General features: G+C 69.0%; 23 protein-coding genes. 16 read left to right on the top strand and 7 right to left on the bottom strand.

The window, feature by feature from the left end; genetic code table 11:
- Positions 1-39: 39 nt before the first annotated feature.
- Positions 40-1,038: a hypothetical protein gene (locus tag EV644_RS01605; protein WP_132187302.1), complete on the bottom strand. Its 999-nt coding sequence runs from the start codon at positions 1,036-1,038 to the stop codon at positions 40-42.
- A 138-nt stretch (positions 1,039-1,176) separates the two neighbouring features.
- Between EV644_RS01605 and EV644_RS01600 the strand changes: the two genes are divergently transcribed.
- Complete coding sequence (locus EV644_RS01600; RefSeq protein WP_132187303.1) at positions 1,177-2,412, top strand: D-arabinono-1,4-lactone oxidase; 1,236 nt, start codon at positions 1,177-1,179, stop codon at positions 2,410-2,412.
- Positions 2,413-2,415: 3 nt separating this feature from the next.
- Here EV644_RS01600 and EV644_RS01595 read toward each other — a convergent pair whose 3' ends face one another.
- A complete protein-coding gene (locus EV644_RS01595) occupies positions 2,416-6,102 on the bottom strand; it encodes an AAA family ATPase (protein WP_132187304.1) in 3,687 nt (1,228 codons plus the stop codon).
- On the bottom strand, positions 6,099-7,568 hold the full coding sequence (locus EV644_RS01590) for a lipase/acyltransferase domain-containing protein (RefSeq protein ID WP_132187305.1): 1,470 nt from the start codon (positions 7,566-7,568) through the stop codon (positions 6,099-6,101). The genes EV644_RS01595 and EV644_RS01590 overlap by 4 nt, the downstream gene beginning before the upstream one ends.
- Before the next feature lie 137 nt (positions 7,569-7,705).
- On the opposite strand from EV644_RS01590, the gene EV644_RS01585 reads away from it, so the two are divergent.
- The 3 genes from EV644_RS01585 to EV644_RS01575 are packed head-to-tail and all read left to right on the top strand — an operon-like array spanning position 7,706 to position 12,917.
- The gene (locus tag EV644_RS01585; protein ID WP_132187306.1) at positions 7,706-8,758 is read left to right on the top strand and encodes a LacI family DNA-binding transcriptional regulator; all 1,053 of its coding nucleotides are present in this window, start codon (positions 7,706-7,708) and stop codon (positions 8,756-8,758) included.
- Entirely contained in the window at positions 8,759-10,990 is a 2,232-nt protein-coding gene (gene yicI / locus EV644_RS01580) for an alpha-xylosidase (RefSeq protein ID WP_132187307.1), read from the top strand.
- Positions 10,983-12,917: a beta-galactosidase gene (locus tag EV644_RS01575; RefSeq protein WP_132187308.1), complete on the top strand. Its 1,935-nt coding sequence runs from the start codon at positions 10,983-10,985 to the stop codon at positions 12,915-12,917. Before yicI ends, EV644_RS01575 begins: the two co-directional genes overlap by 8 nt.
- Positions 12,918-13,112: 195 nt before the next feature.
- Here EV644_RS01575 and EV644_RS01570 read toward each other — a convergent pair whose 3' ends face one another.
- Positions 13,113-13,655, bottom strand: coding sequence for a MarR family winged helix-turn-helix transcriptional regulator (locus EV644_RS01570; protein ID WP_241997845.1), 543 nt, complete (start codon positions 13,653-13,655; stop codon positions 13,113-13,115).
- The gene (locus EV644_RS01565) at positions 13,652-14,941 is read right to left on the bottom strand and encodes a nicotinate phosphoribosyltransferase (RefSeq protein WP_241997914.1); all 1,290 of its coding nucleotides are present in this window, start codon (positions 14,939-14,941) and stop codon (positions 13,652-13,654) included. Before EV644_RS01565 ends, EV644_RS01570 begins: the two co-directional genes overlap by 4 nt.
- 173 nt (positions 14,942-15,114) lie before the next feature.
- Here EV644_RS01565 and clpS point away from each other — a divergent pair, with 173 nt between their 5' ends.
- The 6 genes from clpS (at position 15,115) to EV644_RS01535 (ending at position 18,798) form a co-directional block, all read left to right on the top strand.
- On the top strand, positions 15,115-15,402 hold the full coding sequence (gene clpS, locus EV644_RS01560; protein WP_132187310.1) for an ATP-dependent Clp protease adapter ClpS: 288 nt from the start codon (positions 15,115-15,117) through the stop codon (positions 15,400-15,402).
- Positions 15,399-15,956: a DUF2017 domain-containing protein gene (locus EV644_RS01555; RefSeq protein WP_132187311.1), complete on the top strand. Its 558-nt coding sequence runs from the start codon at positions 15,399-15,401 to the stop codon at positions 15,954-15,956. The genes clpS and EV644_RS01555 overlap by 4 nt, the downstream gene beginning before the upstream one ends.
- 58 nt (positions 15,957-16,014) lie before the next feature.
- Positions 16,015-16,992, top strand: a complete 978-nt coding sequence (locus EV644_RS01550) for an aldo/keto reductase (RefSeq protein ID WP_132187312.1) — start codon at positions 16,015-16,017, stop codon at positions 16,990-16,992.
- 70 nt (positions 16,993-17,062) lie between these two features.
- A complete protein-coding gene (locus tag EV644_RS01545) occupies positions 17,063-17,506 on the top strand; it encodes a M67 family metallopeptidase (protein WP_132187313.1) in 444 nt (147 codons plus the stop codon).
- Positions 17,507-17,558: 52 nt separating this feature from the next.
- The gene (locus tag EV644_RS01540) at positions 17,559-17,837 is read left to right on the top strand and encodes a MoaD/ThiS family protein (RefSeq protein WP_132187314.1); all 279 of its coding nucleotides are present in this window, start codon (positions 17,559-17,561) and stop codon (positions 17,835-17,837) included.
- 13 nt (positions 17,838-17,850) lie between these two features.
- Entirely contained in the window at positions 17,851-18,798 is a 948-nt protein-coding gene (locus EV644_RS01535) for a PLP-dependent cysteine synthase family protein (protein WP_132187315.1), read from the top strand.
- A gap of 34 nt (positions 18,799-18,832) precedes the next feature.
- Here the strand turns inward: EV644_RS01535 and EV644_RS01530 are convergent, their stop codons facing one another.
- Complete coding sequence (locus EV644_RS01530; protein WP_132187316.1) at positions 18,833-19,198, bottom strand: hypothetical protein; 366 nt, start codon at positions 19,196-19,198, stop codon at positions 18,833-18,835.
- A gap of 180 nt (positions 19,199-19,378) precedes the next feature.
- Here EV644_RS01530 and murI point away from each other — a divergent pair, with 180 nt between their 5' ends.
- From murI to EV644_RS01515, 3 genes are all read left to right on the top strand, one after another.
- Complete coding sequence (murI, locus tag EV644_RS01525) at positions 19,379-20,182, top strand: glutamate racemase (protein WP_132187317.1); 804 nt, start codon at positions 19,379-19,381, stop codon at positions 20,180-20,182.
- A 63-nt stretch (positions 20,183-20,245) separates the two neighbouring features.
- Entirely contained in the window at positions 20,246-20,992 is a 747-nt protein-coding gene (locus EV644_RS01520) for an MBL fold metallo-hydrolase (RefSeq protein WP_132187318.1), read from the top strand.
- Positions 20,992-21,369, top strand: coding sequence for an alpha/beta fold hydrolase (locus tag EV644_RS01515; protein ID WP_132187319.1), 378 nt, complete (start codon positions 20,992-20,994; stop codon positions 21,367-21,369). The genes EV644_RS01520 and EV644_RS01515 overlap by 1 nt, the downstream gene beginning before the upstream one ends.
- Before the next feature lie 87 nt (positions 21,370-21,456).
- Here EV644_RS01515 and EV644_RS01510 read toward each other — a convergent pair whose 3' ends face one another.
- Entirely contained in the window at positions 21,457-22,638 is a 1,182-nt protein-coding gene (locus EV644_RS01510) for a Gfo/Idh/MocA family protein (RefSeq protein ID WP_132187320.1), read from the bottom strand.
- Positions 22,639-22,783: 145 nt separating this feature from the next.
- Between EV644_RS01510 and EV644_RS01505 the strand changes: the two genes are divergently transcribed.
- The 3 genes from EV644_RS01505 (at position 22,784) to rdgB (ending at position 25,047) form a co-directional block, all read left to right on the top strand.
- Positions 22,784-23,659 carry an SGNH/GDSL hydrolase family protein gene (locus EV644_RS01505; protein ID WP_132187321.1) on the top strand — a complete coding sequence of 292 codons (876 nt, stop codon included), beginning with the start codon at positions 22,784-22,786 and terminating at the stop codon, positions 23,657-23,659.
- Between the two features lie 69 nt (positions 23,660-23,728).
- Positions 23,729-24,445, top strand: a complete 717-nt coding sequence (gene rph / locus EV644_RS01500) for a ribonuclease PH (RefSeq protein WP_132187322.1) — start codon at positions 23,729-23,731, stop codon at positions 24,443-24,445.
- Complete coding sequence (rdgB, locus tag EV644_RS01495; RefSeq protein ID WP_132187323.1) at positions 24,442-25,047, top strand: RdgB/HAM1 family non-canonical purine NTP pyrophosphatase; 606 nt, start codon at positions 24,442-24,444, stop codon at positions 25,045-25,047. Before rph ends, rdgB begins: the two co-directional genes overlap by 4 nt.

Below are 25,047 nucleotides of genomic sequence, written 5' to 3'. Positions count from 1 at the left end.
CGCCATCGGGCGGAGGTGTCAGGCCGGACTGCGGTGGCGTCAGGCCAGACCGGTGAGGGACGAGATCGTGGCCTTGTGCAGGCGGCTGATCACGTTCAGGGTCTTCGGGTCCGAGCGGTAGACGTGCGAGCCGGACTCGAACACCAGGTACGCGCGCCCGCCGTACTCGGTGATGCCCTCCGACATGCTCGGGGCGCGGAAGCAGCTCAGCTTCGCCTTGTCCAGATCCGGCTGGCCGCGGCGCACGACGTACAGGTTGCTGCGCTTGTCCCGACCGTACGACGTGCTGAAGACGAAGTGGCTGCCGGTGACGAGCAGACCTTGGGTCTTGGTCGGCACCTCCCACGCCTTGTTGATGGTGGTCAGCGAGCCGTTGCTGTTGATCTTGTACTGGTACATCTTGTCGCGGCCCTTGTCGTTGAACTTGCCGGACCAGACGTAGCCGCCGTAGCTGGTCAGGAAGGACGCGCCATACACCTTGCGCTCGGTGCCGACCGCCTTCAGGTATGGCGTGCCGGCCGCCTTCATCGCAGACTTCAGCGAGGACAGCTTGTACTTGCGGATGCCGGTGGTGCTGCCCTGGACGAACGCCCAGCCGTTGCTGGTGGTGATGCCGCCGCCGTGGGTCGCGGCGATCGCGACCACGCCGACCGTCTTGTTGGTGGCCGGGTCGATGCCGATGATCTGCGAGTTCGCGCCCGTCCGGTACGCCGTGACCAGCAGCAGGTCCTTCGAGCCGTCCCAGTTCCACCAGGTGCCGATGCCCTGCGGGGTGTAGCTGCCCAGGTTCGGTACGGCGGCGCTGTTGCTGAAGCGGGCGTCGTAGACCTTCGAGGCCGACGGCCCGTCGTAGAACGGCTTGCCGCCGGTGGCGGTGCTGCAGCTGATCGCCGCCGCGGCCGCGGTGCTGCTGGTGGCCGCCTGGGAGGAGTCGGACCCCTTGACCGCCACGGTGACCGCTGTGCCCGCGGCGAGCACGCTCGCGAGTCCGATCGCGGTGGCGACCCGGTGCCGGCCAAGGATGGTGATGCGACTCATGGATTCCTCTCTCGATCGTTCAGGTCCTTCGACCCTAAGTGCCGATCGGGTCGACCTGGGGACCCGTGCCGCGGTGGGTTGTGTAAGGCTCGACACGGGAGTGCCGGTCGGTCGGTGCGGGATGAAGGGTGTGTCGGAATGGGCGAGCTGACGAACTGGGCCGGCAACGTCACCTTCTCCACGGAGGTCCGGCGGCCGGAATCCGTGCCGGAGCTGCAGGAGCTGGTCAGGGACTCGGATCGGGTCCGGGTGCTGGGGACCGGGCACTCGTTCAACCGGATCGCGGACACCACCGGCACCCTGGTCTCGGTGGCCGACCTGCCGCGGGTTATCACCGTCGAGGGCGACTCCGTCACGGTCTCCGCCGGCCTCCGGTACGGCGAGCTCACCGCCGCGCTCCAGGCCGAGGGGCGAGCCCTGCACAACCTCGGGTCGTTGCCGCACATCTCCGTCGCGGGCGCCTGCTCCACCGGCACGCACGGATCCGGCGACACCAACGGCACCCTTGCCTCGGCGGTCTCCGCGATCACCTTCATCGGCGCGGACGGCGAGCTCGTCACGCTCACCCGCGACGACCCCGACTTCCTCGGCTCGGTGATCTCGCTCGGCGCCCTCGGGGTCACGGTCCGCCTCACGCTCGACACCCGGCCGGCGTACGAGATCAGCCAGGTCGTGTACGACGGGGTCCCGGTCGGGCGGCTCGGCCCGGACTTCGAGGAGATCTTCGCCAGCGCGTACAGCGTCAGCGCCTTCACCGACTGGCTCGACCCCGACGTGATGGTGTGGCGCAAGCTGCGCGCCGGCACGCCCTACGAGTCCGAGTGGTTCGGCGGGCGGATCGCGGATGGGGCCCGGCATCCGATCAAGGCGATGCCGGCCGACTTCGCCACCCAGCAGGGTGGAGTGCCCGGACCGTGGAACGAACGGCTGCCGCACTTCCGCCTCGAGTTCACCCCGAGCAACGGCGAGGAGTTGCAGTCGGAGTACTTCCTGCCGCGCGCCGTGGCCGGTCAGGCGTTCGAGGAGCTGCGGACCCTCGGCAAGCGCTTCGAGGGGCTCCTGCAGATCTCCGAGGTGCGGACGATCGCCGCGGACGACCTCTGGCTGAGCCCGAGCCAGGGCCGCGACACCGTGGCACTCCACTTCACGTGGATCCAGGACGAGGCCGCCATCCGCCCGGTGGTCGAGGCGCTCGAGGCCGCGATTCTTCCGCTCGGCGCCCGCCCGCACTGGGGCAAGGTCTTCACCACCGACGCCGCCACCCTCCGCGAGTGCTACCCGAAGGTCCCCGAGTTCATCAGCCTCGCCGCGAAGTACGACCCGACCGGCAAGTTCCGCAACGACTACCTGAACACCTACCTGCCGTCGGCCTGAGGGCTAGGACGCGTAGTACTCGCTGCCTGACTGCGGTTCGAAGGTTTGCGCGAGGGGCAAGGCTTCGGTCAGCGCGGCGATCTCGACCGTCGGCGCAGCTCCCACCAGCCGTGCAAGCAGCGTGTCGAGCGCCGTGGGATTGCTGAGGGCAACGGGCACGAGGCGGGCGATGAGTGCCGTTGTCTCGATCTCGGGCAGGTTGGCGGCCAGGACCTCGGCGGACAGCCACGTGGCCATCATCGGCGCGAACGCCGGGTCCGGTACCACGACCCAGGAGCCGTCCGGCAGGACGTCGGAGCGCGAGTGACCGGGATTGGCGTATGCGAGGGCCGCGATGGGCAGGTGGAAGACGTCGAGAGCGAGGCGCTCGAGCGTGTTGGCCTGGGAGACGACGTCCATCGCGACGTGGTCCTCGCGCCTGCGGAGGAAGAACTGCTCGCCGACCCTGTGCATGCTGCCGAAGTCGGCTGCTCGCGCCGAGGGTGAGGAGACGAAGTTCTCGACCTGCGTAGGGAGGTCGGCCGGCGGCTCCAGCCGCTGCGCCAGGCAGTTCACCATCGCCGTCATCCGGGCGGCGAACGGTGGATCCTGGATGTTGTGCGCGGCCAGCCGCGCCAGCTCCAGACAGCGGAGCCTTCGCTGCGGGAGCTCAGGCCGTACGACGAGGTTCGCCTCGGCCAGCGTGAGGAATGCGGGCGCCCTGAAACCAGCGAAGCCGAGCCGGAGACCCGCGGCCTTGTCCAGGAGCCGGCCGGCCGTGACCGGATCGCCGGCACCAGCGAGCGTCTCGGCCATCGCGGCCATGCGGCGCCGGTGGAACGACCAGAGATCGTTGCCACCGGAGTGGTGCGGCGTGTGCTGGCCCTCGGCGTGATCGAGCAGATAGTCCGCCGTGCGCTCGAGATCCTGCGCCGTCGCGGTGAGATCCGGCCGGGCGGCGGCGCCGGCCCGTCGGTCGACGCTGAACCGGAGAGAGTCGCCGAACCGGACCGGAGACGGGTTCAGCGCGCTCTCCACCACGTGGACGATGTGGAGGCGCGCCGGGGCCGGGTCCGGGAGCAGCCGGACGATGGCATCGAGGAGCACCGCGAGCGCCCGGTTCCGGTAGTCGGCGTACGGGTTCGCGCCTTGCAGGTCGATGTACGCGTCCAGCAGCGCGTCGCCGTGGCCCGGGTTCGCGAGCGCCGCGTTCACCAGCACCTGGACCTCGGCGTCGACGCTGAATTCCGGTGACTGATCGGGACCCTCGCTATAGCTCGACGCCCGGGAGCTCAGACCCTCGAGGTTGCTGCCGGCCGACAGCGCCGTGATGATCTGCTGCGCCTCGTCGAGCAAGACGTCATCGGCCCCCGGCGAGGGCACGGCAGGCTGGGGATCCCGTGCCATCGCCCCGCGGACTCTGGCAGTCAACTCCCCGAGCAGGGACAAGCCGCCACCGTCGTCGTCCAGCAACCGCCCCACCTCGTCGCCGGCCTGATCCACCGCCAGCCAGGCGATGCACAGCCGGGCGGCGGTCCGCCACAGGTCTCCGGCCGGAAGCAGCTCGAGACGCCAGACGGCCTCCTCCCAGCGCCCGCGCCGGGCCAGGTCGAAGACGGCGGCCGGCTGCAGCCAGCGAGTACGGGCGTCGACGAACTCCAACGACATGGTCGCGAGCGTGCTGACGTCGATGGGCTCGACCTCGGCGAGCCCCGCGGCAAGCCGGTTCATGTCGGCCACCAGGCCGGCGCCGTCGCCGACCTTCTCGACCCGCGCCGTCTGGTAGTCGTGGTTGCGGGTGAGCTCGACGATCGCGCGTAGCCGGGCCCCTTGGTCGGCGGGCGGTGTGTTCGCGACCTCCTCCAGATGGTGGCTGACCCCTTTGGCCAGGGCATACCGGCAGTGGTGCTCACGCCAGCGGTCACACCACGACAGGATCGCTTCCCGCGCCTGCCGGGTGCCCTCGATGCCCAGCCCACGGGAGACGTAGTCCTTGAGCCGCCAGTGCGCGAACGCGATGCCCACCTCCTCGAGATCGCCGCGGACATAACGCTTCACGGTGTTCAGGGCCGGTCCGAAGGAGAAGAAGTCGAGCCCGTCGGTCCCACTGATGTCGATCAGCTCGGCCTGCGTCATCGGCGCGAGCGCGACGGTGAGATACGACAGCAGAGTCCGTACTTCGGCGTTGGGCGCCGATCGGGTCAGATCGGCCCACCATGCCCCGATGTAGTCCCGCAGGCCGTGCTCGACCCGGGCGAGATCGCCGAGGTTGTCGATCTCGTGGTCGACGACCAGGTCGCAGAGCAGCCGGACGTAGAACGGATCGCCCTGGGCGCGCTGGGTGAGCACTTCGAAGGCTTCCGGTTCGAGTAGCCAGGCGGGCGCGCCGGCGCCTTCGAGGATGGCGCGTACCGCGGTGTCGTCGAACGTTCCGAGCCGCAGCACCCGGGGGTTCCGCAAGCCGAGTTCCCTGGGCCAATCGGTTCCCGCGACGGATCGCGCGGAGAGCACGACGTGTACTCCGGCGGGCAGTTCCCGCGGGAGGGTGGCCTTCGACAGGGACCATCCCTCGATCTCGTCGACGCCGTCGATCACGATGACGACCGGAGCCGGCGGCGGCCGGCCGGCATCCAGCAGATCCAGCCAGCTCGCCTCCAGGATGCCGAGCGACCCGGTCGCGTTCACCGGCCGGCCCCACGCCCAGGAGGCCTGCTGCAGCAGCGATTGGAAGAAGTCGAACTGCCGGTCGGCCGTGCCGTACTGCCTGCTGATGAAGTGATAGACCGGGCTGACGTCGACCCGGTCGGTGAGGCGCCGGAGCCACTCGGCCAGCAGCGCCGTCTTGCCGGTGCCCGCGTCACCGGTCACCAGGCAGTAGCCCGACGGCTCGTCGGCGATGAAGCGGTCGAGGGTGCTGAGTTGTTCATCCCGCCCCGCCACGAACGAGTACTCGTCCATGAGTTGGCGATAGCGCAGCCGCAGGTCCGCGTTGATCCGCTCCATGCCGTCCGGCTTCGGGTCGTAGACCTCGATCCCGACGATGTCCTGCAGATAGGCGACGTCGATGGCGAACTGGAACTCCCTCCCTGGGAAGGCCAGTTGCTCCAGTCCGGCCTCGGTCGCGCGGTCGTACGACATCAGTCCGTCCGTTCGCCCGCTGCCCTCGGGGGTGGCCGGATTGATGGCGTCCCTGGCCATCGCGAAGCCGGTGCACTCGACCAACGTGTACTCGCCTCGCATGACCAGTTCGCGCAGTACCTCGCTGTCCGTCAACAGCCCGTCGGTGAACGCGCCGCCGTTCTCGCGCTGCCTGCGGACTCCGCTGTCCGCGCGACGCCTGTCGGTACCCGTCGACACCGCGATGAGGGCGTGTCCGTCGAGCACCACGACGACGGGAAGCAGGTCCTTGCCCAGGGCCGCTCCTGCCAGCAGCAGGGCCAGATCCAAACAGGTGCCGTCACCCGCACCGCGCAGGATCGCGTCGGGCGGACGCACTTCCTGGCGAGCCTCGTCGGCGCGGTACATCTCGCGGGACCAGCGGATGTCCATCGCCAGCAGTGCCTCGTACAGCTCGCGAAGGATCAGGCTCAGGTCTCCCGCGGCGTGCGCGTCGGCGGTCGGGGACGCGAGCCGGACCGAGCCGGCCGTGCTCGCGAGCACGTAGCCCGCCAGAGCCTTCTCGTTGCCCTTCGGCCAGACCGGCCAGGTCATCCGGCCACCTCGAACACGTCCGTCACCGGAAGGGCCTGGTACTGCGGACCCGCCACCCCGACGGTCGCCCGGTACTGGCCTGGCGCGAGCTCCCCCAGCTCGGCGACGGCGTAGTCGTCCGTCCTGGGGAGCACGATCTGCGTGGTGACACCCGCTCCGCCGGTCGGCTCGACCACGACCCGCAGTACGGACTGGACGGGGTGGTTCTCCCTGTCGACCAGCCGCGCGCGCAGTACGACGGGTTCGTCCGGCAGGAACACGTCGTCGACGACGAGATCGACGGCGGTGATCCCTGGCGCGTAGCTGCCCTGGATGTCCCGCATGTGCCTGCTCTGCGACTGGCGGAGCCGTTCGACCAGGTCGTCGAGCGCCGACGCGCTGTTCTGCAGACCGCTGTGCCTGGCCCCGACGAAGGTGGCTCCGAAGGCGGACTCCATCTCGATCGGGATGGCCGATACCCGGGGCACCGTGCCGTCACCACCGGAGATGTCGTCCTCGATCCACCCCGGCAGCTCGTTGGTCAGCGTGAGTCGGTTGTCCTGCAGCAGAGCCGACTGCTGCGTCTCCTGGTAGACGCCGACGAAGGGCACGACGGCGTACGCCTTGTTGTACGCCGGGTCGTTGGCGTGCTCGTCGACCTTCGAGCGGATCTCGTCGTGGAACTCCGCGGCGGCCACGACATAGCCGGCCGCCACCTCTTCGAACCCAGGATCGACGACTGGCAACCGAACCTCGCTCGGGCGCATCCACTGGCCGTCCTGCTGCACCGACCTGTAGATCGGCAGGAGTTCGTAGACGGACGGGCAGCTGAGCAGCACCGCGGTCAGGTCGACGAAGGCCCTCTTGTAGCCGTTGGCCAGATAGCCGACCGCGTCGAGCGACCCGCGGTACGGCGTACCGAACGTCACCAGGGCTTTGGTCTCGCGCCATCCCTCGAGTACTTCGAGCCAGTAGCGGGCCACCAGCCCGCCCATGCTGTGCGCGACCAGGATCAACCGCGCCTCGGGCTCGCCGGAGTGGTCGCGCCAGGCGGCCAGCTTGTCCCGGATACCGGCCTCGAAAGCCTGTGCGCCGGCCCGGTTGCTCAAGCGCCAGTCGTAGGGAAACGTCAGCAGATTCGCCGGCCGCGGGTCTGGCCAACTCCCGGGCGTGACGTCGAACCTGCTCTTCAACGCGTCGTAGATCGGCTTGTAGCCGTCGATCTTCGCCAGGCCGAAGACACCGTGGAAACCGTCGACCAGTCCGGTCGCGGCGACATCGGTCGCGGGAGGGTCGGACCGGGGATCGTGCTGCGGTACGGCGAGCTGCTGAAGGCTGTCGCCGCGGGAGCGGAGATAGGACCACAGCGCCCGGCCGGACACGTCCCACAGGTCGCGGCGGTCGCCGTTCCCGGTCGCTTGCGAGAGCACGCTGCCGGTGATTCCGGGCAGCACGACGATGACGTCACGCATCTTGAGCTTGGCCATCGGACCGGCCCCCCTTGCACCCTGAGGCCAAACAATCACTGCCCGCTGTGCAGGTCAACTGTTGACGCCCCGGAGACCTTGGCCTAGCTTTGTCGAAACGCTTCGACGAAGCGTTTCGATGATCGTCGGAGGCGGACATGGCGACGATGACCGACGTGGCTCGGCGAGCCGGGGTGTCGGTGAGCACGGTGTCCTACGTGCTGACCGGGACGCGGCCGATCTCCGAGGCGACCCGGGACCGGGTGCTCGCGGCGATGGCCGAGCTCGACTACCAGCCGAACGCGATGGCGCGCGGGCTGGCCAGCCGGAAGAGCAACATCGTCGGCCTGCTGCTGCCGCTCACCGGGCGTGGGCTGGGTGCCACCGAGACCGCGTTCGTCACCGGTGCCACCGAGGCCGCGCGCGAGGCCGGGTATCACCTGATGCTGTGTCCGGTCGGCGCCGCTGACAGCGACGAGCTGCAGTCGCTGGCGACCCAGCGGTTGCTGGACGGGTTCCTGGTGATGGAGGTGCAGCTGACTGACCGCCGGGTCGAGCTGCTCCAGAAGCTGGAGTCGCCGTTCGTGCTGATCGGGCGGACCGAGGACGGCGCCGGACTGGCCTGTGTCGACATCGATTTCGAGCAGACCGTGGACGACGCGGTCGCGCACCTGGTCGAGCTCGGGCACGAGACGATTGCCTACATCAACCATTCGCCCGCCAGCCTGGCCAGCGGTTACGGCCCAGCCAAGCGGACCGAGGCGGCCTTCCAGGCGGCACTCGAGCGGCACGGGATCACCGGTGTGATGGTGCCGACCGAGGACACCGCCACCGGTGGCCGGGCCGCGATCCAGCGGGCGCGCGAGGAGCGCCCGGCGTTGACCGGTGTGCTGGTGATGAACGAGAACGCCGCGCTCGGGATCCTCGCGGAACTGCGCGAGGCCGGCCTCGATGTACCGGGTGATGTCTCGGTGGTGTCGATGGTGACCTCGGAAGTGGTCGCCGACCTGGCGAGTCCCGCGCTGACCGCGATGACCTCTCCGGGGGCCGCGCTCGGCGCGGCGGCCACCCGGGTGCTGCTGAAAAGGCTCGCCGAGGACGACGGTTCTACCTACCAGGAGTTGTTGCCGTGTGCGCTGGAGGTCCGGGGGACCAGCGGCAGGGCGAAGAAGGGGAAGGCGGCCAGGAGTGCACGAGCAGAGAGGCAGTAGATGAAGTTCACTGACGGCCACTGGCAGCTTCGCGAGGGCCTGACCAGGCTCCGGCCGGCCGAGGTGGAGAGTGTCGAGGCCGGCGAACGCTCGCTCACCGTCTACGCACCGGCCAAGCGGATCGTGCACCGCGGCGACACCCTCAACCAGCCGCTGTTCACGATCACCTTCAGCTCGCCCGCGCTCGGGATCATCGGCGTCCGCGTCCGGCATCACAGCGGCGGCCGGCCACCGCGTCCGGCGTACAAGCTGAACGAGGGTGACGAGCATCCGGTCAAGGTGGAGGTGGATGCGGAGACCGCGAGGCTGACCAGTGGTGGGCTCACCGTGGTGATCGCGCTCAACGGACCTTGGAACGTGCGGTTCGAGCGGGACGGACGGTTCGTGACCGGATCGGCCGCGGGCAGCGTCGGGCTGATCACCGATGTGGCCGGGCGGACCTACGTGCACGAGCAGTTGGCGTTGGGCGTGGGTGAGACGGTCTACGGTCTGGGCGAGCGGTTCGGTCCGCTGGTGAAGAACGGGCAGGTCGTCGACATCTGGAACGCCGACGGCGGCACGTCCAGCGAGCAGGCGTACAAGAACGTGCCGTTCTACCTGAGCAGCGCAGGGTACGGCGTCCTGGTGGACACGCCGGCGCACGTATCGTTCGAGCTCGGGTCTGAGGTGGTGTCGCGCAACCAGTTCAGCGTCGAGGGACAGGAGTTGAGCTACTACGTCATCGACGGGCCGACGCCCAAGGAGGTGCTCACCCGCTACACCGGGTTGACCGGGCGGCCGGCTCGGGTGCCCTCGTGGTCGATGGGGTTGTGGTTGTCGACCTCGTTCACCACCGACTACAACGAGCCGACGGTGACGAGCTTCGTCGACGGGATGGCCGAGCGGGACCTGCCCCTGAGCGTGTTCCACTTCGACTGCTTCTGGATGCGGCAGTTCCACTGGTGCGACTTCCTCTGGGATCCCGCGGCGTTCCCGGACCCGGCGGGGATGCTCCAGCGGCTGAAGGCGCGGGGCCTGCGGATCAGCCTTTGGATCAACCCGTACATCGCCCAGCGCTCGGTGCTCTTCGAGGAGGGTCGCGAGCTCGGCTATCTGCTGAAGCGTGCGGACGGCTCGGTCTGGCAGTGGGACATGTGGCAGGCAGGGATGGGGATCGTCGACTTCACCAATCCGGCGGCGACCGCGTGGTTCCGCTCGAAGCTGCAGGCCTTGATCGATATCGGAGTGGACTGCTTCAAGACGGACTTCGGTGAGCGGATCCCGACCGAGGACGTGGTCTGGTCCGACGGGGCCGATCCCGGGCGGATGCACAACTACTACCCGCACCTCTACAACGAGGCGGTGTTCGACCTGTTGCGGGACAACCGCGGCGAGGGCGACGCACTACTGTTCGCGCGGTCGGCGACGGCCGGTGGGCAGCAGTTCCCGGTGCACTGGGGTGGCGACTGCGAGTCGACGTTCGAGGCGATGGCGGAGTCGCTGCGGGGCGGATTGTCCTTGGCCGCTTCGGGTTTCGGCTACTGGAGCCATGACATCGGAGGCTTTGAGGGGACGCCGGACCCGGCTGTCTTCAAGCGGTGGGTGCCGTTCGGGCTGCTGTCGTCGCACTCGCGGCTGCACGGCTCAGGGTCCTACCGGGTGCCGTGGGCTTTCAACGACGAGGCAGTCGACGTACTGCGCTCGTTCACCAAGCTGAAGCTGTCCCTGATGCCTTACCTGGCGGTGGCGGCCTCCGAGGCCCACACGGCTGGTACGCCGATGATGCGGCCGATGGTGCTGGAGTTCCCTTCAGACCCGGCGGTCGCCTATCTCGATCGGCAATACATGCTCGGGCCCGAGCTGCTGGTGGCTCCGGTGATGAGTGCCGAGGGGGAGACCAGGTTCTACCTGCCGGAGGGTCTTTGGACGGACCTGCTGACCGGGGAGCGGCTGGCCGGTTCTCGGTGGGTTACTCGGACCTACGGGTTTGACAGGCTGCCGCTGCTGGTCCGGCAGGGGGCGGTGGTCGCCTTCGGGTCCGTGGACGATCGGCCTGAGTACGACTGGGTGGAAGACGTGGAGTTGCGCTGGTTCGAGCCGGTCGAAGGCGAGGTAGGCCGTGTCCGTCTCCCCGGGCCGGACGGGGAGACTGCCGCGGTGATCGAGCTGACGTTGGTGGATGGTGCACCGCAGAGCCGGGTGGTCGAAGGTGTCTGCGAGCGGTACGAGGTGAAGGTCGTGCTCGGTGGCTGAGCTGTACTTCGGGGGCGACTACAACCCGGAGCAGTGGTCCCCGGCGGTGTGGGCCGAGGACATGGCGTTGATGCGGCAGGCCGGGGTGAACCTGGTGACCGTCGGGGTGTTCTCGTGGTCGAGCCTGGAGCCGGAGCCCGGCCGGTACGAGTTCGGCTGGCTCGACCGGGTGTTGGATCTCCTTGCGGGTAACGGGATCCGGGTGAATCTGGCGACTCCGACAGCCTCTCCGCCACCGTGGTTCAGCCTTGCCCACCCGGAGGCTCTACCCGTCACGGCTGACGGCGTACGGCTTCTGCATGGCAGTCGGGACACGTACTGCGTGTGCAGCCCGGCGTACCGGGAGGCCGCTGTCGGGATCGCCCGGACTCTGGGGGAGCGGTACGGCAGCCACCCGGCGCTGGAGATGTGGCATGTGCACAACGAGTACGGCACCACCTGCTACTGCGACCAGGTGTCCGTGTCTTTCCGGCGGTGGTTGGAGGACCGGTATGGCGGGTTGGCCGCGCTGAACGAGGCGTGGACGACCGCCTTCTGGAGCCAGGGGTACTCCGCTTGGGAGCAGGTGTTCCCGCCGCGGCGGACCCAGTACCTGGCGAATCCCGCGCAGGTGCTGGACTTCCGCCGATTCTTCTCGGACGAACTCCTTACGGCGTACAGAGAACAGAAAGCGGTACTGCGGTCGCTGAGCCCGGGGATCCCGATCACGACCAACTTCGTGTTCGGGTCATGGGTGCCGGTGGATCACTGGCGCTGGGCCCGCGAGGTGGATCTGGTTGCCATCGACCACTATCCGGAGGGTGCGGGGATCGAGGCCGAGCAGCAGACCGCCTTCGGTGCGGACCTGGCGCGGTCCTGGGCCGGTGGTGGTTCGTGGCTGCTGATGGAGCAGGCGGCCGGCTCGCTCAGCGACGGCGGCCGGATGCATGCCAAGGAGCCCGGTCGGATGACCCGGCACAGCGTCTCGCACATCGCTCGGGGTTCGCGGGGATCGCTGTTCTTCCAGTGGCGTGCGTCCCGGGGTGGGTCCGAGCGTTTCCACACCGCGATGGTTCCGCACGCGGGTCCGGACAGCCGGGCCTTCCGCGAGATCACCGCGCTGGGTGAGGCGTTGCCGAGGCTCGCGGAGGCCGACGAGGGTGCGGTCGACGCCGAGGTGGCGATCCTGTGGGACGCCGAGTCCTGGTGGGCGACCGACGGCCCGGGTCTGCCGTCGCCCGAGATCGACTATCTGGCCGCCGTACGAGCGGCGCACCGGCAATTGTGGTCGTTGGGTGTCAGCGCCGATTTTGCCCACCCCACAGGAGATCTGAGCCGGTACCGCGCCGTCATCGTGCCGAGCCTCTACCTGGTCTCCGACGAGGCCGCCGCCGCGATCAACCGGTACGCCGAGGGTGGTGGGCAACTGCTGGTGACCTCGTTGAGCGGGATCGCCGACGCCACCTCGCAGATCCGCCTCGGCGGCTATCCCGGTGCCTTCCGGGACGTCCTCGGTCTCCGGGTGGAGGAGTTCCTGCCGGTGGACTCGGTCGACCTGGACACGGGTGATCGCGGTACAGGCTGGAGCGAGCGCCTCCGCCTCGAAGGCGCCGAGGCCCTCGCCCGCTACCAGGGCGGACCACTCGACGGTTTGCCCGCGATCACCCGTCACCACAACGCCTGGTACGTCTCCACCTGGCTCGACGACCCGTCGTACAAGTCCCTTGTAGACAAGGTGATCCGCGCCGCCGGCATCACTCCACCCGCCCTACCGGAAGGCGTCGAGGTGATCACCCGAAGCTCCGGCAAAACCCGCTGGCGCTTCATCCTCAACCACACCTCGCACCCCGTCGCCCTACCCGGCAATGGCGTCGACCTACTAACCGGCGAGACCTTTGGCGACGAATTCACGGTGCCGGCCGGAGCCTGGGCGGTCCTAAGAGACTGACCGCCATCACCAGCGCCACGACCCAGTCAGCGATTCGTCCGGCAAGGAAGTGGCTGCCGCACTTTGTGCATCGACTGAGTCTCCGGATCGCCGGGATCTGCTCGGATGGTGCACAAAGTGCCGGTTTTCGGGGGACGGCCATGTGGGTTGGTCGCTGCCGGTCTGACTTCGCGGAGCCGCGCGGGGGAGGCGGTTCTAGCCGGGGAGTTCGTCGATGTTGGCGGTGATGGTCCAGAGGAGGTTGCGGAGGACGCGGCGGTGTTCGGGGGAGATGCCCTGGAGGGCGCGGTCGCCTGCTTGGGCGTGGAGTTGCTTGACGGTCTTGGCCAGTTCCTTGCCGCGGTCTGTGAGTTCGATGCTGACCTGGCGGGCGTCGGTGGTGTTCTTCAGCCGGCGGACCAGGCCGGCTGCCTCCATCCGCTGGGTCGTGCGGGTGGCGGTGGGGACCTCGACGTCCAGGACCTTGGCCAGCTGGGCGACCGGGAGCGAGCCGAGGTGCAGCAGCTTGGCGAGCACGATCTCCTGGCCGGTGTGGACGCCGGTGCCGGTGAGCTCGTCGCTGACCGCCTTGCGGGCCGCGCGATCGGCGAACCGCAGGGCGATCAGGATGTCCCCGCCGCTGGCTGGAGCATCGGGGTCCCACCGCGACGGCTCGCCGGCCGCGGCGGGCTGTCCGCGCTCCGCAGTACCGTCGCCTGCGTTCACCTCGCGCTCCGCAGTGCCGTCGGCTGTGGTCACCTCGCGCTCCGGGAGGCGAAGGGATTGCGGGCGTTCAGGTCGCCGATGTACTCAGTCGGGATGGCCGGCTCGCCGCGGCTGAGCTGGCTCGCGCTGCGGGGGAGTTCGTCGCGGACCTTGAGGTGGTGCGCCTGCGACTCGTCCGGGGTGGTCCGGCCGACGATCTTGCCGGCCTCGACCAGCGGCTTCAGCAGGTCACGGTCGTCGCCGTCGTCCACCGGCGGCTCGCCGACGCCGATCAGCTCGACCTCGGCGACACCCTTGGCCGAGCGGCGGCGCAACGCGTACTTGCGGCCGCCGATCGAGATCTTGTCCGGGCTCTTCTTGGCCACCGGCAGCAACGCGCCGCTGGAGTCCTCGCGAGCGACCAGCTTGTAGACGAACCCGCAGGTCGGATAGCCGCTGCCGGTCACCAGCGACGTGCCCACGCCGTACCCGTCGACGGCCGCGGGCGCGAGGGCCGCGATCTGGTACTCGTCGAGATCGCTGGTCACGATGATCCGGGTCTTGGTGGCGCCCAGCGAGTCGAGCTGGTCGCGGACCTGACCCGCCAGCGACGGCAGGTCGCCGGAGTCCAGCCGGACCGCGCCGAGGTCGGTACCGGCCACGTCGATCGCCATCGCCACAGCCTCGGTCAGGTCGTAGGTGTCCACCAGCAGCGTGGTTCCCTTGCCCAGGGCATCCACCTGGGAGATGAAGGCGTCCCGCTCGGTGTCGTGCAGCAGGGTGAACGCATGCGCCGCAGTACCGGCGCTGGGGATCCCGTACCGCCGGGCCGCCTCCACGTTGGAGGTCGTCGCGAAGCCCGCGATGTACGCCGCGAGCGCCGAGGCGACGGCCGCCTCCTCGTGGGTACGGCGCGAGCCCATCTCGATGCAGGGGCGGCCGCCGGCCCACCAGGTCATCCGGGACGCCGCGCTGGCGACGGCGGAGTCGTGGTTCAGGATGGACAGGAACACGGTTTCCAGCAGCACCGCCTCGGCGAAGCTGGACTCCACGATCAAGACCGGCGATCCGGGGAAGAAGATCTCCCCGTCGGCGTAGCCGGAGATGTCGCCGGTGAACCGGTAGTCCGCCAGCCAGTCGGCCGCCGCCTGGTCGACGATGCCCCGGTCGGTCAGGAAGGCGACCGTCTGCTCGTCGAACCGGAACCGCTCGAGGGCGTCGAGCAGCCGGTTCACGCCCGCGACCACGCCGTACCGGCGCCCGTCGGGCAGGCGGCGGGCGAACAGCTCGAAGACGGACCGGCGATGCGCCGTGCCGTCGGCGAGACTGGCCTGCAGCATGGTCAGCTCGTAGTGGTCCGTCAGCAGCGCTGTCGTAGCGTTCACAGATGTAGTGTCCTCCGTCGGTCGTTCGTGCACATCTCCGGTGCCCAGGCACCGGAGCTGAAGCACGAACGACCGCGGAGGACACTGCCTCTTGCGAGGCGGGAACCGATGATGGAGAGAATGGGTAAGTGACCACCGCACCGAGCGAGCTCGAGAGCCCCGAAGTCGACGAGGCGATCGAGTTGAGCCCACCGTGGGTGACCATCGTCTGGAACGACCCGGTCAACCTGATGGACTACGTCACGTTCGTCTTCCAGACGTACTTCGGCTACTCCAAGCAGAAGGCGGAGAAGCTGATGATGCAGGTCCACCAGGAGGGCAAGTCCGTCGTGTCGAACGGCAACCGCGAGGCGATGGAACGCGACGTCGAAGCCATGCACAGCTACGGCCTCTGGGCCACCTGCGAGAAGTCGTGACGAGGTTCCGCAAGCGCAAGAAGACCGTGATCGTCAGCTTCGCCGAGCACGAGGCCGACATCCTTGCGAACCTGCTCCGCAACCTGGTGGAGCTGCTGTACGACGGGATGCCGCCGCGCGTGAGCGAGTCGAGCGACCCGCTGGCGGCCCTGCTCGACAACGACGGGCCCACCTCGCCGCCGGAGGACGTGGTACTGCAGCGGTTGCTGCCGGACGCGTACAACGCGGACGACCAGGCGTCGTCGGAGTTCCGGCGGTTCACCGAGCGCGGATTGCGCGACGGCAAGGCGTCCGACGCCAAGCGGGTCCTCGCCGCGCTGGAGGACGCCGACGCGGTGGAGGACGGGATCGTGCTCGAGGGCGACGACCAGCTCGCCTGGCTCCGCGCGCTGAACGACCTCCGGCTGGCGATCGGCACCCGCCTGGACATCAAGGAGGAGGACGACTACTCCGTCTGGGAGAAGCTGCCAGACGACGATCCCCGGCGCCTCACCTACGACCTCTACGACTGGCTCGGCTACCTCCAGTCCGCCTTGCTCCACAACATCCGCTGACCGCCGATCATCCGTACTCCGGCCGCCGCGCCGCGAGCCCGGCACTAGTGTTGGCGGCATGGAGAAGCGGACGTTGGGTCGGACCGGTCGGGATGTCGGTGTGGTCGGGCTGGGGGCCTGGCAGCTCGGGGCGGACTGGGGCGAGGTGGACGAGAGCGACGCGCTCGCCGTCCTGAACTCGGCTGTCGAGGGCGGCGTCACCTTCATCGACACCGCCGACGTGTACGGCGACGGGCGCAGCGAGCGACTCGTCGGCAAGGTGCTGAAGGAGCACCCGGAGCTGACGGTGGCCACCAAGATGGGCCGCCGGGTCGAGCAGATCCCCTCGAACTACAACCTGGACGCCTTCCGCGCCTGGAACGACCGCTCCCGGGAGAATCTGGGTGTCGACACGATCGACCTGGTCCAGCTGCACTGCCCGCCGACCGAGGTGTACTCCACCGACGCCGTGTTCGACGCGCTCGACACGTTGGTGCAGGAGCGGCGCGTCGCGGCGTACGGGGTGAGCGTGGAGACCTGCGCGGAGGCGCTGACGGCGATCGCGCGGCCGAACGTGGCGTCGGTGCAGATCATCCTGAACGCGTTCCGGCTGAAGCCGCTCGACGAGGTGCTCCCGGCCGCTGAGCGGGCCGGTGTCGGCATCATCGCCCGGGTCCCACTGGCGAGCGGCCTGCTGTCCGGCAAGTACGACGAGAACACCACCTTCGGCGCGGACGACCACCGCAACTTCAACCGCAAGGGCGAGGCCTTCGACGTCGGCGAGACCTTCTCCGGCGTCGACTTCGGCACTGGCCTGCAAGCGGTGAAGCGGCTGATCCCGATCGTCCCCGAGGGTGCCACCATGGCCCAGTTCGCCCTCCGCTGGATCCTCGACCAGCCCGGCGTCTCGGTCGTCATCCCGGGCGCTCGCAACCCGTCCCAGGTCCAGGGCAACCTCGGCGCCGCCGCCCTCGCACCGCTCACCGTAGGCCAACTGAAGGTCGTCCAGACCGTCTACGACGAGCTGATCCGCCCTCAGGTCAACAACCGCTGGTAGCACCTGTCCGCATATTGGACCGACCTCGCTGTTGGCGGGGTGGGTGCGGCGGTCGCCGTACCGTGGGGGCGTGCTGATCATCGACACCGCGACGTACGAGGCGATCGTGGACCATGCTCGCCGGGACCACCCGGACGAGGCGTGTGGCGTGGTCGCCGGGCCGGAGGGGTCGGACCGGCCGGCGCGGTTCATCCCGATGCTGAACGCGGCAATGTCGCCGACGTTCTACGAGTTCGACTCGGGCGATCTGTTCCGGTTGTACAAGGAGATGGACTCCCGCGACGAGGAGCCCGTGGTGATCTACCACTCGCACACCGCCACCGAGGCGTACCCGTCGCGCACCGACATCAACCTGGCCCAGGAGCCCGGCGCGCACTACGTGCTGGTCTCGACCCGGGACGGCGCCGACTCCCCGTCGTACGACGGACCGGTGGAGTTCAGGTCGTACCGGATCATCGACGGCGAGGTCACCGAGGAAGAGGTCCAGGTGGTCGCCGCCTACCCGGCGGAATGAGCCGGAGTGCGGCGGATGTTGGTTACAGGTAAAGACCGAGGAGAGAACTGATATGGCGATCGAACTGCGGGTTCCGACGATCCTGCGCACGTATACCGGCGGCGAGAAGGCGGTGAATGGGGCGGGTAGCACGCTTTCCGAGTTCATCGACGACGTGAACGGCAGCCACCCGGGCCTGAAGGAGCGGATCGTGGAGGGCCGGCCGGAGGAGCTTCGCCGGTTCGTCAACGTGTACGTGAACGACGAGGACGTGCGCTTCACCGGTGGCCTCAAGACCGAGGTGAAGGACGGCGACGTGGTCGTCGTACTGCCCGCGGTCGCCGGCGGCTGACGGAGCCCCGGTCATGCGCTTCGACAGTCTGCTCGACTCCGTCGGCGGTACTCCGCTGGTCGGCCTGCCGCGGTTGTCCCCGACCGCTGACGTGCGGTTGTGGGCCAAGCTGGAGGACCACAACCCGACCGGCTCGATCAAGGACCGGGCCGCGCTGCGGATGCTGCTGGACGCCGAGAAGGACGGCCGGCTGCGACCGGGCAACACCATCCTCGAGCCGACCTCGGGCAACACCGGGATCTCGCTCGCGATGGCGGCCAAGCTGCGCGGCTACCGGATGGTCTGCGTGATGCCGGAGAACACCTCCGAGGAACGCCGGCAGATCCTGCGGATGTGGGGGGTCGAGATCATCTCGTCCCCGGCCGCCGGTGGTTCGAACGAGGCCGTCCGGGTGGCCAAGCAGGTCGCGGAGGAGCACCCGGACTGGGTGATGCTCTACCAGTACGGCAACCCCTCGAACGCGGCCGCGCACTACGACGGCACGGCCCGGGAGATCCTCGCCGACCTCCCCTCGGTGACGCACTTCGTCGCGGGCCTCGGCACCACCGGCACGCTGATGGGCGCCGGGCGGTTCTTCCGTGAGCACAAGCCCGAGGTCCGGATCGTCGCCGCCGAACCCCGGTACGGCGAACTGGTCTACGGCCTGCGCAACCTCGACGAGGGCTTCGTCCCCGAGTTGTACGACGAGACGCTGATCGACGCTCGGTTCTCGGTCGGCCCACGAGACGCCGTACGCCGGGTCCGGGAGCTGCTGGACAACGAAGGCATCTTCGCGGGGATCTCCACCGGGGCGATCCTGCATGCGGCCCTCGGCCAGGCGGCCAAGTGCGTCCGCGACGGTCAGACCGCGGACATCGCCTTCGTGGTGGCCGACGGTGGCTGGAAGTACCTATCGACTGGTGCCTACGAGGGCACGATCGACGAGGCCGAGGACCGTCTCGAGGGCCAGCTCTGGGCCTGAGGTTCCTTGACCTGCTGACGGGAACGGCCCTGGATCAGGGGGTCCTGAAGAGCACCTTGCGTCCTAGTCGGGGATGCACACCGCGACCCTTGCAGCTGTTGCAGGGGCGCTGCGCGTAGCTGAAGAACGCGCCTTTGTGCCGTCCGGCGCCCTTGCAGCGGTTGCACTTCCGGTTCGGGTGCAACGACAGCGAGACGACGTACGCGGCGAAGACGGCGACCGCGAGGAGCAGCAGCATGCCGGTCGGGCCGAGAGTCGTCGCGACGTCCGCGCTGGTGCTGGACGCGTTCGTTTCCGCAGCCTGACCGGCGGCCGAGCCTGCTGCCGCGGCGTTGGTGGGATGCGGTGTCGGTGCGGCGGTGGAACTCAGGGCCACCGCGAGGTGGACTGCCAGATTCATGGCATCGCTGAGGGCGGTTGCAAACACATCCGTCAAGAGTGGCCTGGGTCACGTCAGATTGCAATTCCGCCGGGTAAAGATGTGGATAACTCCGGCGTGTCGTCAATCCCGTTCAGGTAAGGGTTACTTCAGCCCTGCCCGCTACCGGACTTGCCGGCTCGCACGGCTAAGGTTCGACTCGTGGCAGACGCACCGATCGGCATCTTCGACTCCGGCTTCGGAGGACTCACCGTCGCCCGCGCGGTGCTCGACCAACTCCCGCACGAACCGATCCTCTACCTGGGCGACACCGCCCGCCAGCCGTACGGTCCCAAGCCGATCGCCGAGGTCAGGGAGTACGCGCTGGAGTGTCTCGACCACCTGGTCGAGGCCGGCGTGAAGACCCTCGTGATCGCCTGCAACTCGGCCAGCGCCGCGATGCTCAGAGATGCCCGAGAGCGGTACGACGTACCGGTGGTCGAGGTGATCCTGCCGGCGGCCCGTCGTGCGGTCGCCGCCACCCGGAGCCAGCACGTCGGGGTGATCTGCACGCAGGCGACGGCGACCTCGCTGGCCTACGACGACGCGTTCGCCGCGGCGCCGCAGGTGGATCTCCTGACCCAGGCGTGTCCGCGGTTCGTGGACTTCGTCGAGGCGGGCGTCACGTCCGGTCCCGAGCTCCTCGCGGCCGCTCACGAATACCTCGATCCGCTGGTGGAGGCCGGTGTCGACACGCTCATCCTCGGCTGCACGCACTACCCGCTGCTGACCGGCGTCATCTCGTACGTGATGGGCGACAACGTCACCCTGGTCAGCAGTGCGGAGGAGTGCGCGAAGGACGTCTACGGCGTGCTCACCAAGAGCGGCCTGCTCCGCGCGGACGACCTGCCCGAGCCCCGGCACCGTTTCGTCACCACCGGGAGCCCGGCCGAGTTCGCGGCGATCGGCTCACGCTTCCTCGGACCGGTGATCTCCGGCGTCGACCAGTTCGCCTGGGTGCGCTGAGTAGTTGCCCGCACCACACAACGTTTCCTGCGAAGCCGGCAACCCGCCGGTAATGTTCCAGTCATGAAGCTCACCGTGCTCGGCTGCTCCGGGTCCGTCCCCGGGCCCGACTCGCCCGCCTCGAGCTATCTGGTCACCGCGGACGGGTTCAACCTCGTCCTCGACCTCGGCAGTGGTGCGCTGGGAGCCTTGCAGCGCTACCTCGCCGTCAGCGAGATCGGCGCGATCGGCCTGTCCCACCTGCATCCTGACCACTGCATGGATCTGTGCGGCCTGTACGTCGCGGCGAAGTACTCGCCGACGTCACCGTTGCCGAGGATCCCGGTCTACGGTCCACCCGGCACGGCCGGCCGGATGGCGCTTGCCTACGACCTGCCGGAGGATCCGGGGATGCAGGAGGAGCTGGAGTTCCACACCTGGCAGGCGATCCAGCGGATCGGCCCGTTCACCGTCCGGACCACCGCGATGGTGCACCCGGTCCCGGCGTTCGCGATCAGGGTTGAGCACGGCAACAAAGCACTCGTCTACACCGGCGACACCGGCCCGAACGACGGGCTGGTCGAGCTGGCCCGCGGCGCAGACCTGCTGCTCTGCGAGGCCGCCCTGCGCGACGGCGACCCGAACAACCCGCACGATCTGCACATGACTCCGGCCGATGCCGGCGAACACGCCAAGCGCGCCGAGGTCAAACGCCTCGTCATCACCCACGTGCCGCCCTGGTTCAACCGCGACACCCAGGCAGAAGGTGCCCGCCGCACCTTTCCCGGCGACGTCCAGGTGGCCACCCCGGGCAAGCTCTTCGAGATCTGATGGAGTTCGTCGCACTCCCAGACGGCACCCGCCTGCGCACCTGGACAACCGGTACTGCGACCGCCCGTCCGCCGGTGATCCTCGTGCACGGTGGTCCAGGGCTGTGGGATTACCTCGAGCCCGCTGCCGCGCTGCTGGGCGACCTGACGGTGGTGCACCGGTTCGACCAGCGGGGCTGCGGTGGTTCGGATCCTTCGGACGAGCAGACGCTGCAACGACTCTGCGACGACATCGACGAGCTACGCCGGCACTGGGGTCACGAGCAGGTCGTTGTCATCGGTCACTCGTTCGGTGCGACCTTGGCGCTCAGTTATGCAGCGGCCTGTCCCTCGCGCGTGGCTCGGGTGGGTTACCTGTCCGGTGTCGGGCTCGGCTGACCACGAGGGTGCACCTGATCGAAGGCGCCGGCCACTCCCTCTGGCGGGAGCGGCCGGACGCGCTTCGCGAAGTACTGCGGGCCTTTCTCAGCTAGCTGTCTGGCCGCGGTCGAAGTACTCGACCAGGGCCGGATCGAGCGCCGGTACGTCGATCGGGGTGCCGTTGGCGCGCAGCGAGGTGGTCGCCGCGTAGCCGGCTGCCACCGCCGCGCGGGCGGCGACCGGCGAGGTCAGGGTGGCGCCGCCGTCGCGCACGAAGCGGACGAACTCGGCCACCAGCCGGGGGTCGGCGCCGGCGTGACCGCCTTCTGCCGCGGGGATCTCGACGACCTGGTCGGCGTCCTCGCGATAGCCGGAGCGGCGGCTGTTCCACACCTTGACGGTGTCACCCGGACCGTCGCCGAAGTTCTCCAGCCGCCCGGCCGTGCCGATCACCGTGTAGTTGCGCCAGTAGTCCGGGGTGTAGTGGCACTGCTGGTAGGTGAGGTAGACACCGTTGTCCAGTTGGAGATTCGCCATCGAGAGGTCCTCGACGTCCATCACCGGCGCCATCCCGGTCTGGCTCAGCGGCGGCCAGTTGTCCTCGGAGACGAAGTCGGCGAACCGCTCCCCGGAACGATCCATCCGGTCCTCGATCCCGCCGTACACGGTGAGTCCGCCGAAGGCGTTGGCGCGGGTGGTGTAGCCGCCGGCCAGCCAGTGCATCACATCGATGTCGTGGGCACCCTTCTGCAGCAGCAGGCTGGTGGTCCGGCGACGATCGGCGTGCCAGTCCTTGAAGTAGAAGTCGCCGCCGTGCCCGACGAAGTGCCGGCACCAGATCGCCTTCACCTCGCCGATCGCTCCGGAGGCGATCAGGTCGCGCATCGTCAGCACCACCGGCATGTGCCGCATGTTGTGGCCGACGTACAGCCGGGCGCCGCTCTCGTACGCCGCCTGCAGCACGCGGTCGCAGCCGGACGTGGTGATCGCCAGCGGCTTCTCCACGAACACCGGTACGCCGGCCCGGAGGAAGTCGATCGCCGGGTCCTCGTGCAGGTCGTCGGGGGTGGTCAGGAAGACGCCGTCCAGCTTCAGGTCGAGCATCTCGCGGTGGTCGGCGTATGCCGTTGCGTCCGGCAACTCGTCGAGCGTCGCCTTCCGCTGCACCTCGCTCGGGTCGCAGACCGCGACGAGGCGGGACCCCGCACCGGGCAGGTGCGCGTGCCGCGCGATCTTGCTCCGGGCCCCGAGGCCGACCACACCGAACCGTAGGTCTTCAGTACTCATGCACCAGGCTCCTGCACGTAGATGATTGAAGAAGCCTATGTCCGAACACTTCCGACCTTCAATACCCGTCCGCTCCGGAGATGTCCACCAGGCTGTCACCTGCGTCTCACCCTGGCATCGACCAGTCACGTCACCATGACGGAATGTGAGCCTCCACTATGTGGCACTGGGCGACTCGACCACCGTTGGTGTCGGGGACCCGCTGAATGGCACGACGACCGACCTTTCCGGTGCCGGAGCGCGGCCGGGGCAGGGGTGGCGAGGCTGGGCCTCGCTGCTCGCGGATGCCCTGGGCAGCTCCCACCGTGTGACGTTCTCCAACCTCGCGACCAGTGGCGCCACCGCACCGATGGTGGCGGCCGACCAACTCCCCGGCACGGGCACCGGCCCGATCGACCTCGCCTCACTGATCGTCGGGGTGAACGACACGCTGCGCTCGACCTTCGACCGCAGCGAGATCCGCGACTGCCTGCAGTACTGCGCGGAGCACCTGACCGCCCGCGGCGCGTTGCTGCTGACCGTCCGCTTCCACGACCACGGCCAGGTGTTCGGCCTGCCGTCCTGGTTGCGCCTGCCGCTGTGGCAGCGGATCGAGCAGGTCAACACCGTGTACGACGACCTGCACTCGCGGTTCGGCGGGATCCGGATCGACATGGCGGACTACCCGGAGGTGTACCGCCGGGACTTCTGGAGCGTCGACCGGCTGCACCCAGGGGAGCGGGGACACCGGCGGCTGGCCCGCGCCTTCTCCGACGAACTCCACCGGCGCGGGACGCGGATCGCGGTACCGCCTGAGCTCGACTGTGCGGGGGAGCCGCCGACCAGGTGGGCGGACGCCCTGTGGATGGTCCGCGAAGGCGTCCCCTGGCTCGGCCGGCGAGCCGGCGACCTGACCCCCTGGGCCGCCCGCATGGCCCTCAGCCAACTACGCCCACCCACCCCACGCTCAACGACGACCCCCTCTCTCACCCGGACAGCGGTCCCGTCGGCCGATGCGGAGGTGCAGCGCGTTCGGGCCTAGTGGTCCGCAACCGGCGGCCGCCGGCGGTAGGCGACGGACACCCGGTGCAGACCACGTAGGGTTTCCCGCATGGCTCGTATCGATGGACGTACCCCTGACCAGCTCCGGCCGGTGACCCTGACCCGGAACTGGCTCGAGCATGCCGAGGGATCGGTGCTGGTCGAGTTCGGCAAGACGCGGGTGCTCTGCGCGGCCAGTGTCACCGAGGGAGTGCCGCGGTGGCGCAAGGGTTCCGGCCTGGGCTGGGTCAGCGCGGAGTACGCGATGCTGCCGCGGTCCACGAACACGCGCTCGGACCGGGAGTCGGTGAAGGGCCGGATCGGCGGCCGGACCCACGAGATCTCCCGGCTGATCGGCCGGTCGCTGCGCGCCGTGATCGACTACAAGGCGCTCGGCGAGAACACCATCCTGCTGGACTGCGACGTGCTCCAGGCCGACGGCGGTACCCGGACCGCCGCGATCACCGGCGCGTACGTCGCGCTCGCGGACGCAGTGTCGTTCCTGCGCGACCGCAAGGCGCTGAAGGGCGAACCGCTGACCGGCTCGGTGTCCGCGGTCTCCGTCGGCATCATCGACGGGACTCCGATGCTCGACCTCTGCTACGAGGAGGACGTCCGGGCCGAGACCGACATGAACCTGGTGCTCACCGGCGACGGCAAGTTCATCGAGGTGCAGGGCACCGCCGAGGGGGCACCCTTCGACCGCGCCGAGCTGGACAGCCTCCTCGAGCTGGGGACGGCGGGCTGCGCCGAGCTGACCAAGCTCCAGCAGGAGGCGCTGGCATGAGCAAGATCCTGCTGGCCTCGAACAACCAGAAGAAGCTCGAGGAACTCCGCCGGATCCTCGCCCCGATCGTGCCCGGTATCGAGGTGCTCGGCCTGGCCGACGTCGCGCCGTACGTCGAGCCGGCGGAGACCGAGCCGACCTTCGAGGGCAACGCGCTGCTGAAGGCGAAGGCGGCCCTGGCCGCGACCGGGCTGCCGTCGATCGCGGACGACAGCGGGATCTGCGTGGACGCGCTGAACGGGATGCCAGGGGTGCTGTCCGCGCGCTGGTCCGGCCCGGCGAAGGACAACCACGCGAACAACCTGTTGCTGCTCGGGCAGCTGGAGGACGTGCCGGACGAGCGCCGGGGCGCGTCGTTCGTGGCGGCGGTCGCGTTCTGCCGGCCGGACGCGGAGGACGTCATCGTCCGCGGCGAGATGCCGGGCTCGGTGATCCGCGAGCTGCGCGGTACCGGTGGCTTCGGGTACGACGTGCTCTTCCAGGCGGAGGGGTACGACCGGACCACCGCCGAACTGTCGATCGAGGAGAAGGACGCGATCTCGCACCGGGGCAAGGCCCTGCGCGAGATCGCCACGATCGTCGCCCGAGCGCTGGAGGCCTGA

Source organism: Kribbella orskensis (assembly GCF_004342085.1).
GTDB classification, from domain to species: Bacteria; Actinomycetota; Actinomycetes; order Propionibacteriales; family Kribbellaceae; genus Kribbella; species Kribbella orskensis.
The sequence above is the reverse complement of the archived record's forward strand: the minus strand, read 5'-3'. Positions and strand labels throughout refer to the sequence as shown.

Bases quoted from the DNA above. Each gene is read 5' to 3' on its own strand.
- EV644_RS01550 (WP_132187312.1), top strand. From the start codon at position 16,015: ATGGAGAAGCGGACGTTGGGTCGGACCGGTCGGGATGTCGGTGTGGTC.
- EV644_RS01540 (WP_132187314.1), top strand. From the start codon at position 17,559: ATGGCGATCGAACTGCGGGTTCCGACGATCCTGCGCACGTATACCGGC.
- EV644_RS01530 (WP_132187316.1), bottom strand. From the start codon at position 19,198: ATGAATCTGGCAGTCCACCTCGCGGTGGCCCTGAGTTCCACCGCCGCA.
- EV644_RS01585 (WP_132187306.1), top strand. From the start codon at position 7,706: ATGGCGACGATGACCGACGTGGCTCGGCGAGCCGGGGTGTCGGTGAGC.
- EV644_RS01510 (WP_132187320.1), bottom strand. From the start codon at position 22,638: ATGAGTACTGAAGACCTACGGTTCGGTGTGGTCGGCCTCGGGGCCCGG.
- EV644_RS01600 (WP_132187303.1), top strand. From the start codon at position 1,177: ATGGGCGAGCTGACGAACTGGGCCGGCAACGTCACCTTCTCCACGGAG.
- EV644_RS01565 (WP_241997914.1), bottom strand. From the start codon at position 14,941: ATGCTGCAGGCCAGTCTCGCCGACGGCACGGCGCATCGCCGGTCCGTC.
- EV644_RS01535 (WP_132187315.1), top strand. From the start codon at position 17,851: ATGCGCTTCGACAGTCTGCTCGACTCCGTCGGCGGTACTCCGCTGGTC.
- EV644_RS01590 (WP_132187305.1), bottom strand. From the start codon at position 7,568: ATGGCCAAGCTCAAGATGCGTGACGTCATCGTCGTGCTGCCCGGAATC.
- EV644_RS01515 (WP_132187319.1), top strand. From the start codon at position 20,992: ATGGAGTTCGTCGCACTCCCAGACGGCACCCGCCTGCGCACCTGGACA.
- EV644_RS01520 (WP_132187318.1), top strand. From the start codon at position 20,246: ATGAAGCTCACCGTGCTCGGCTGCTCCGGGTCCGTCCCCGGGCCCGAC.
- rdgB (WP_132187323.1), top strand. From the start codon at position 24,442: ATGAGCAAGATCCTGCTGGCCTCGAACAACCAGAAGAAGCTCGAGGAA.
- yicI (WP_132187307.1), top strand. From the start codon at position 8,759: ATGAAGTTCACTGACGGCCACTGGCAGCTTCGCGAGGGCCTGACCAGG.
- rph (WP_132187322.1), top strand. From the start codon at position 23,729: ATGGCTCGTATCGATGGACGTACCCCTGACCAGCTCCGGCCGGTGACC.
- EV644_RS01595 (WP_132187304.1), bottom strand. From the start codon at position 6,102: ATGACCTGGCCGGTCTGGCCGAAGGGCAACGAGAAGGCTCTGGCGGGC.
- EV644_RS01605 (WP_132187302.1), bottom strand. From the start codon at position 1,038: ATGAGTCGCATCACCATCCTTGGCCGGCACCGGGTCGCCACCGCGATC.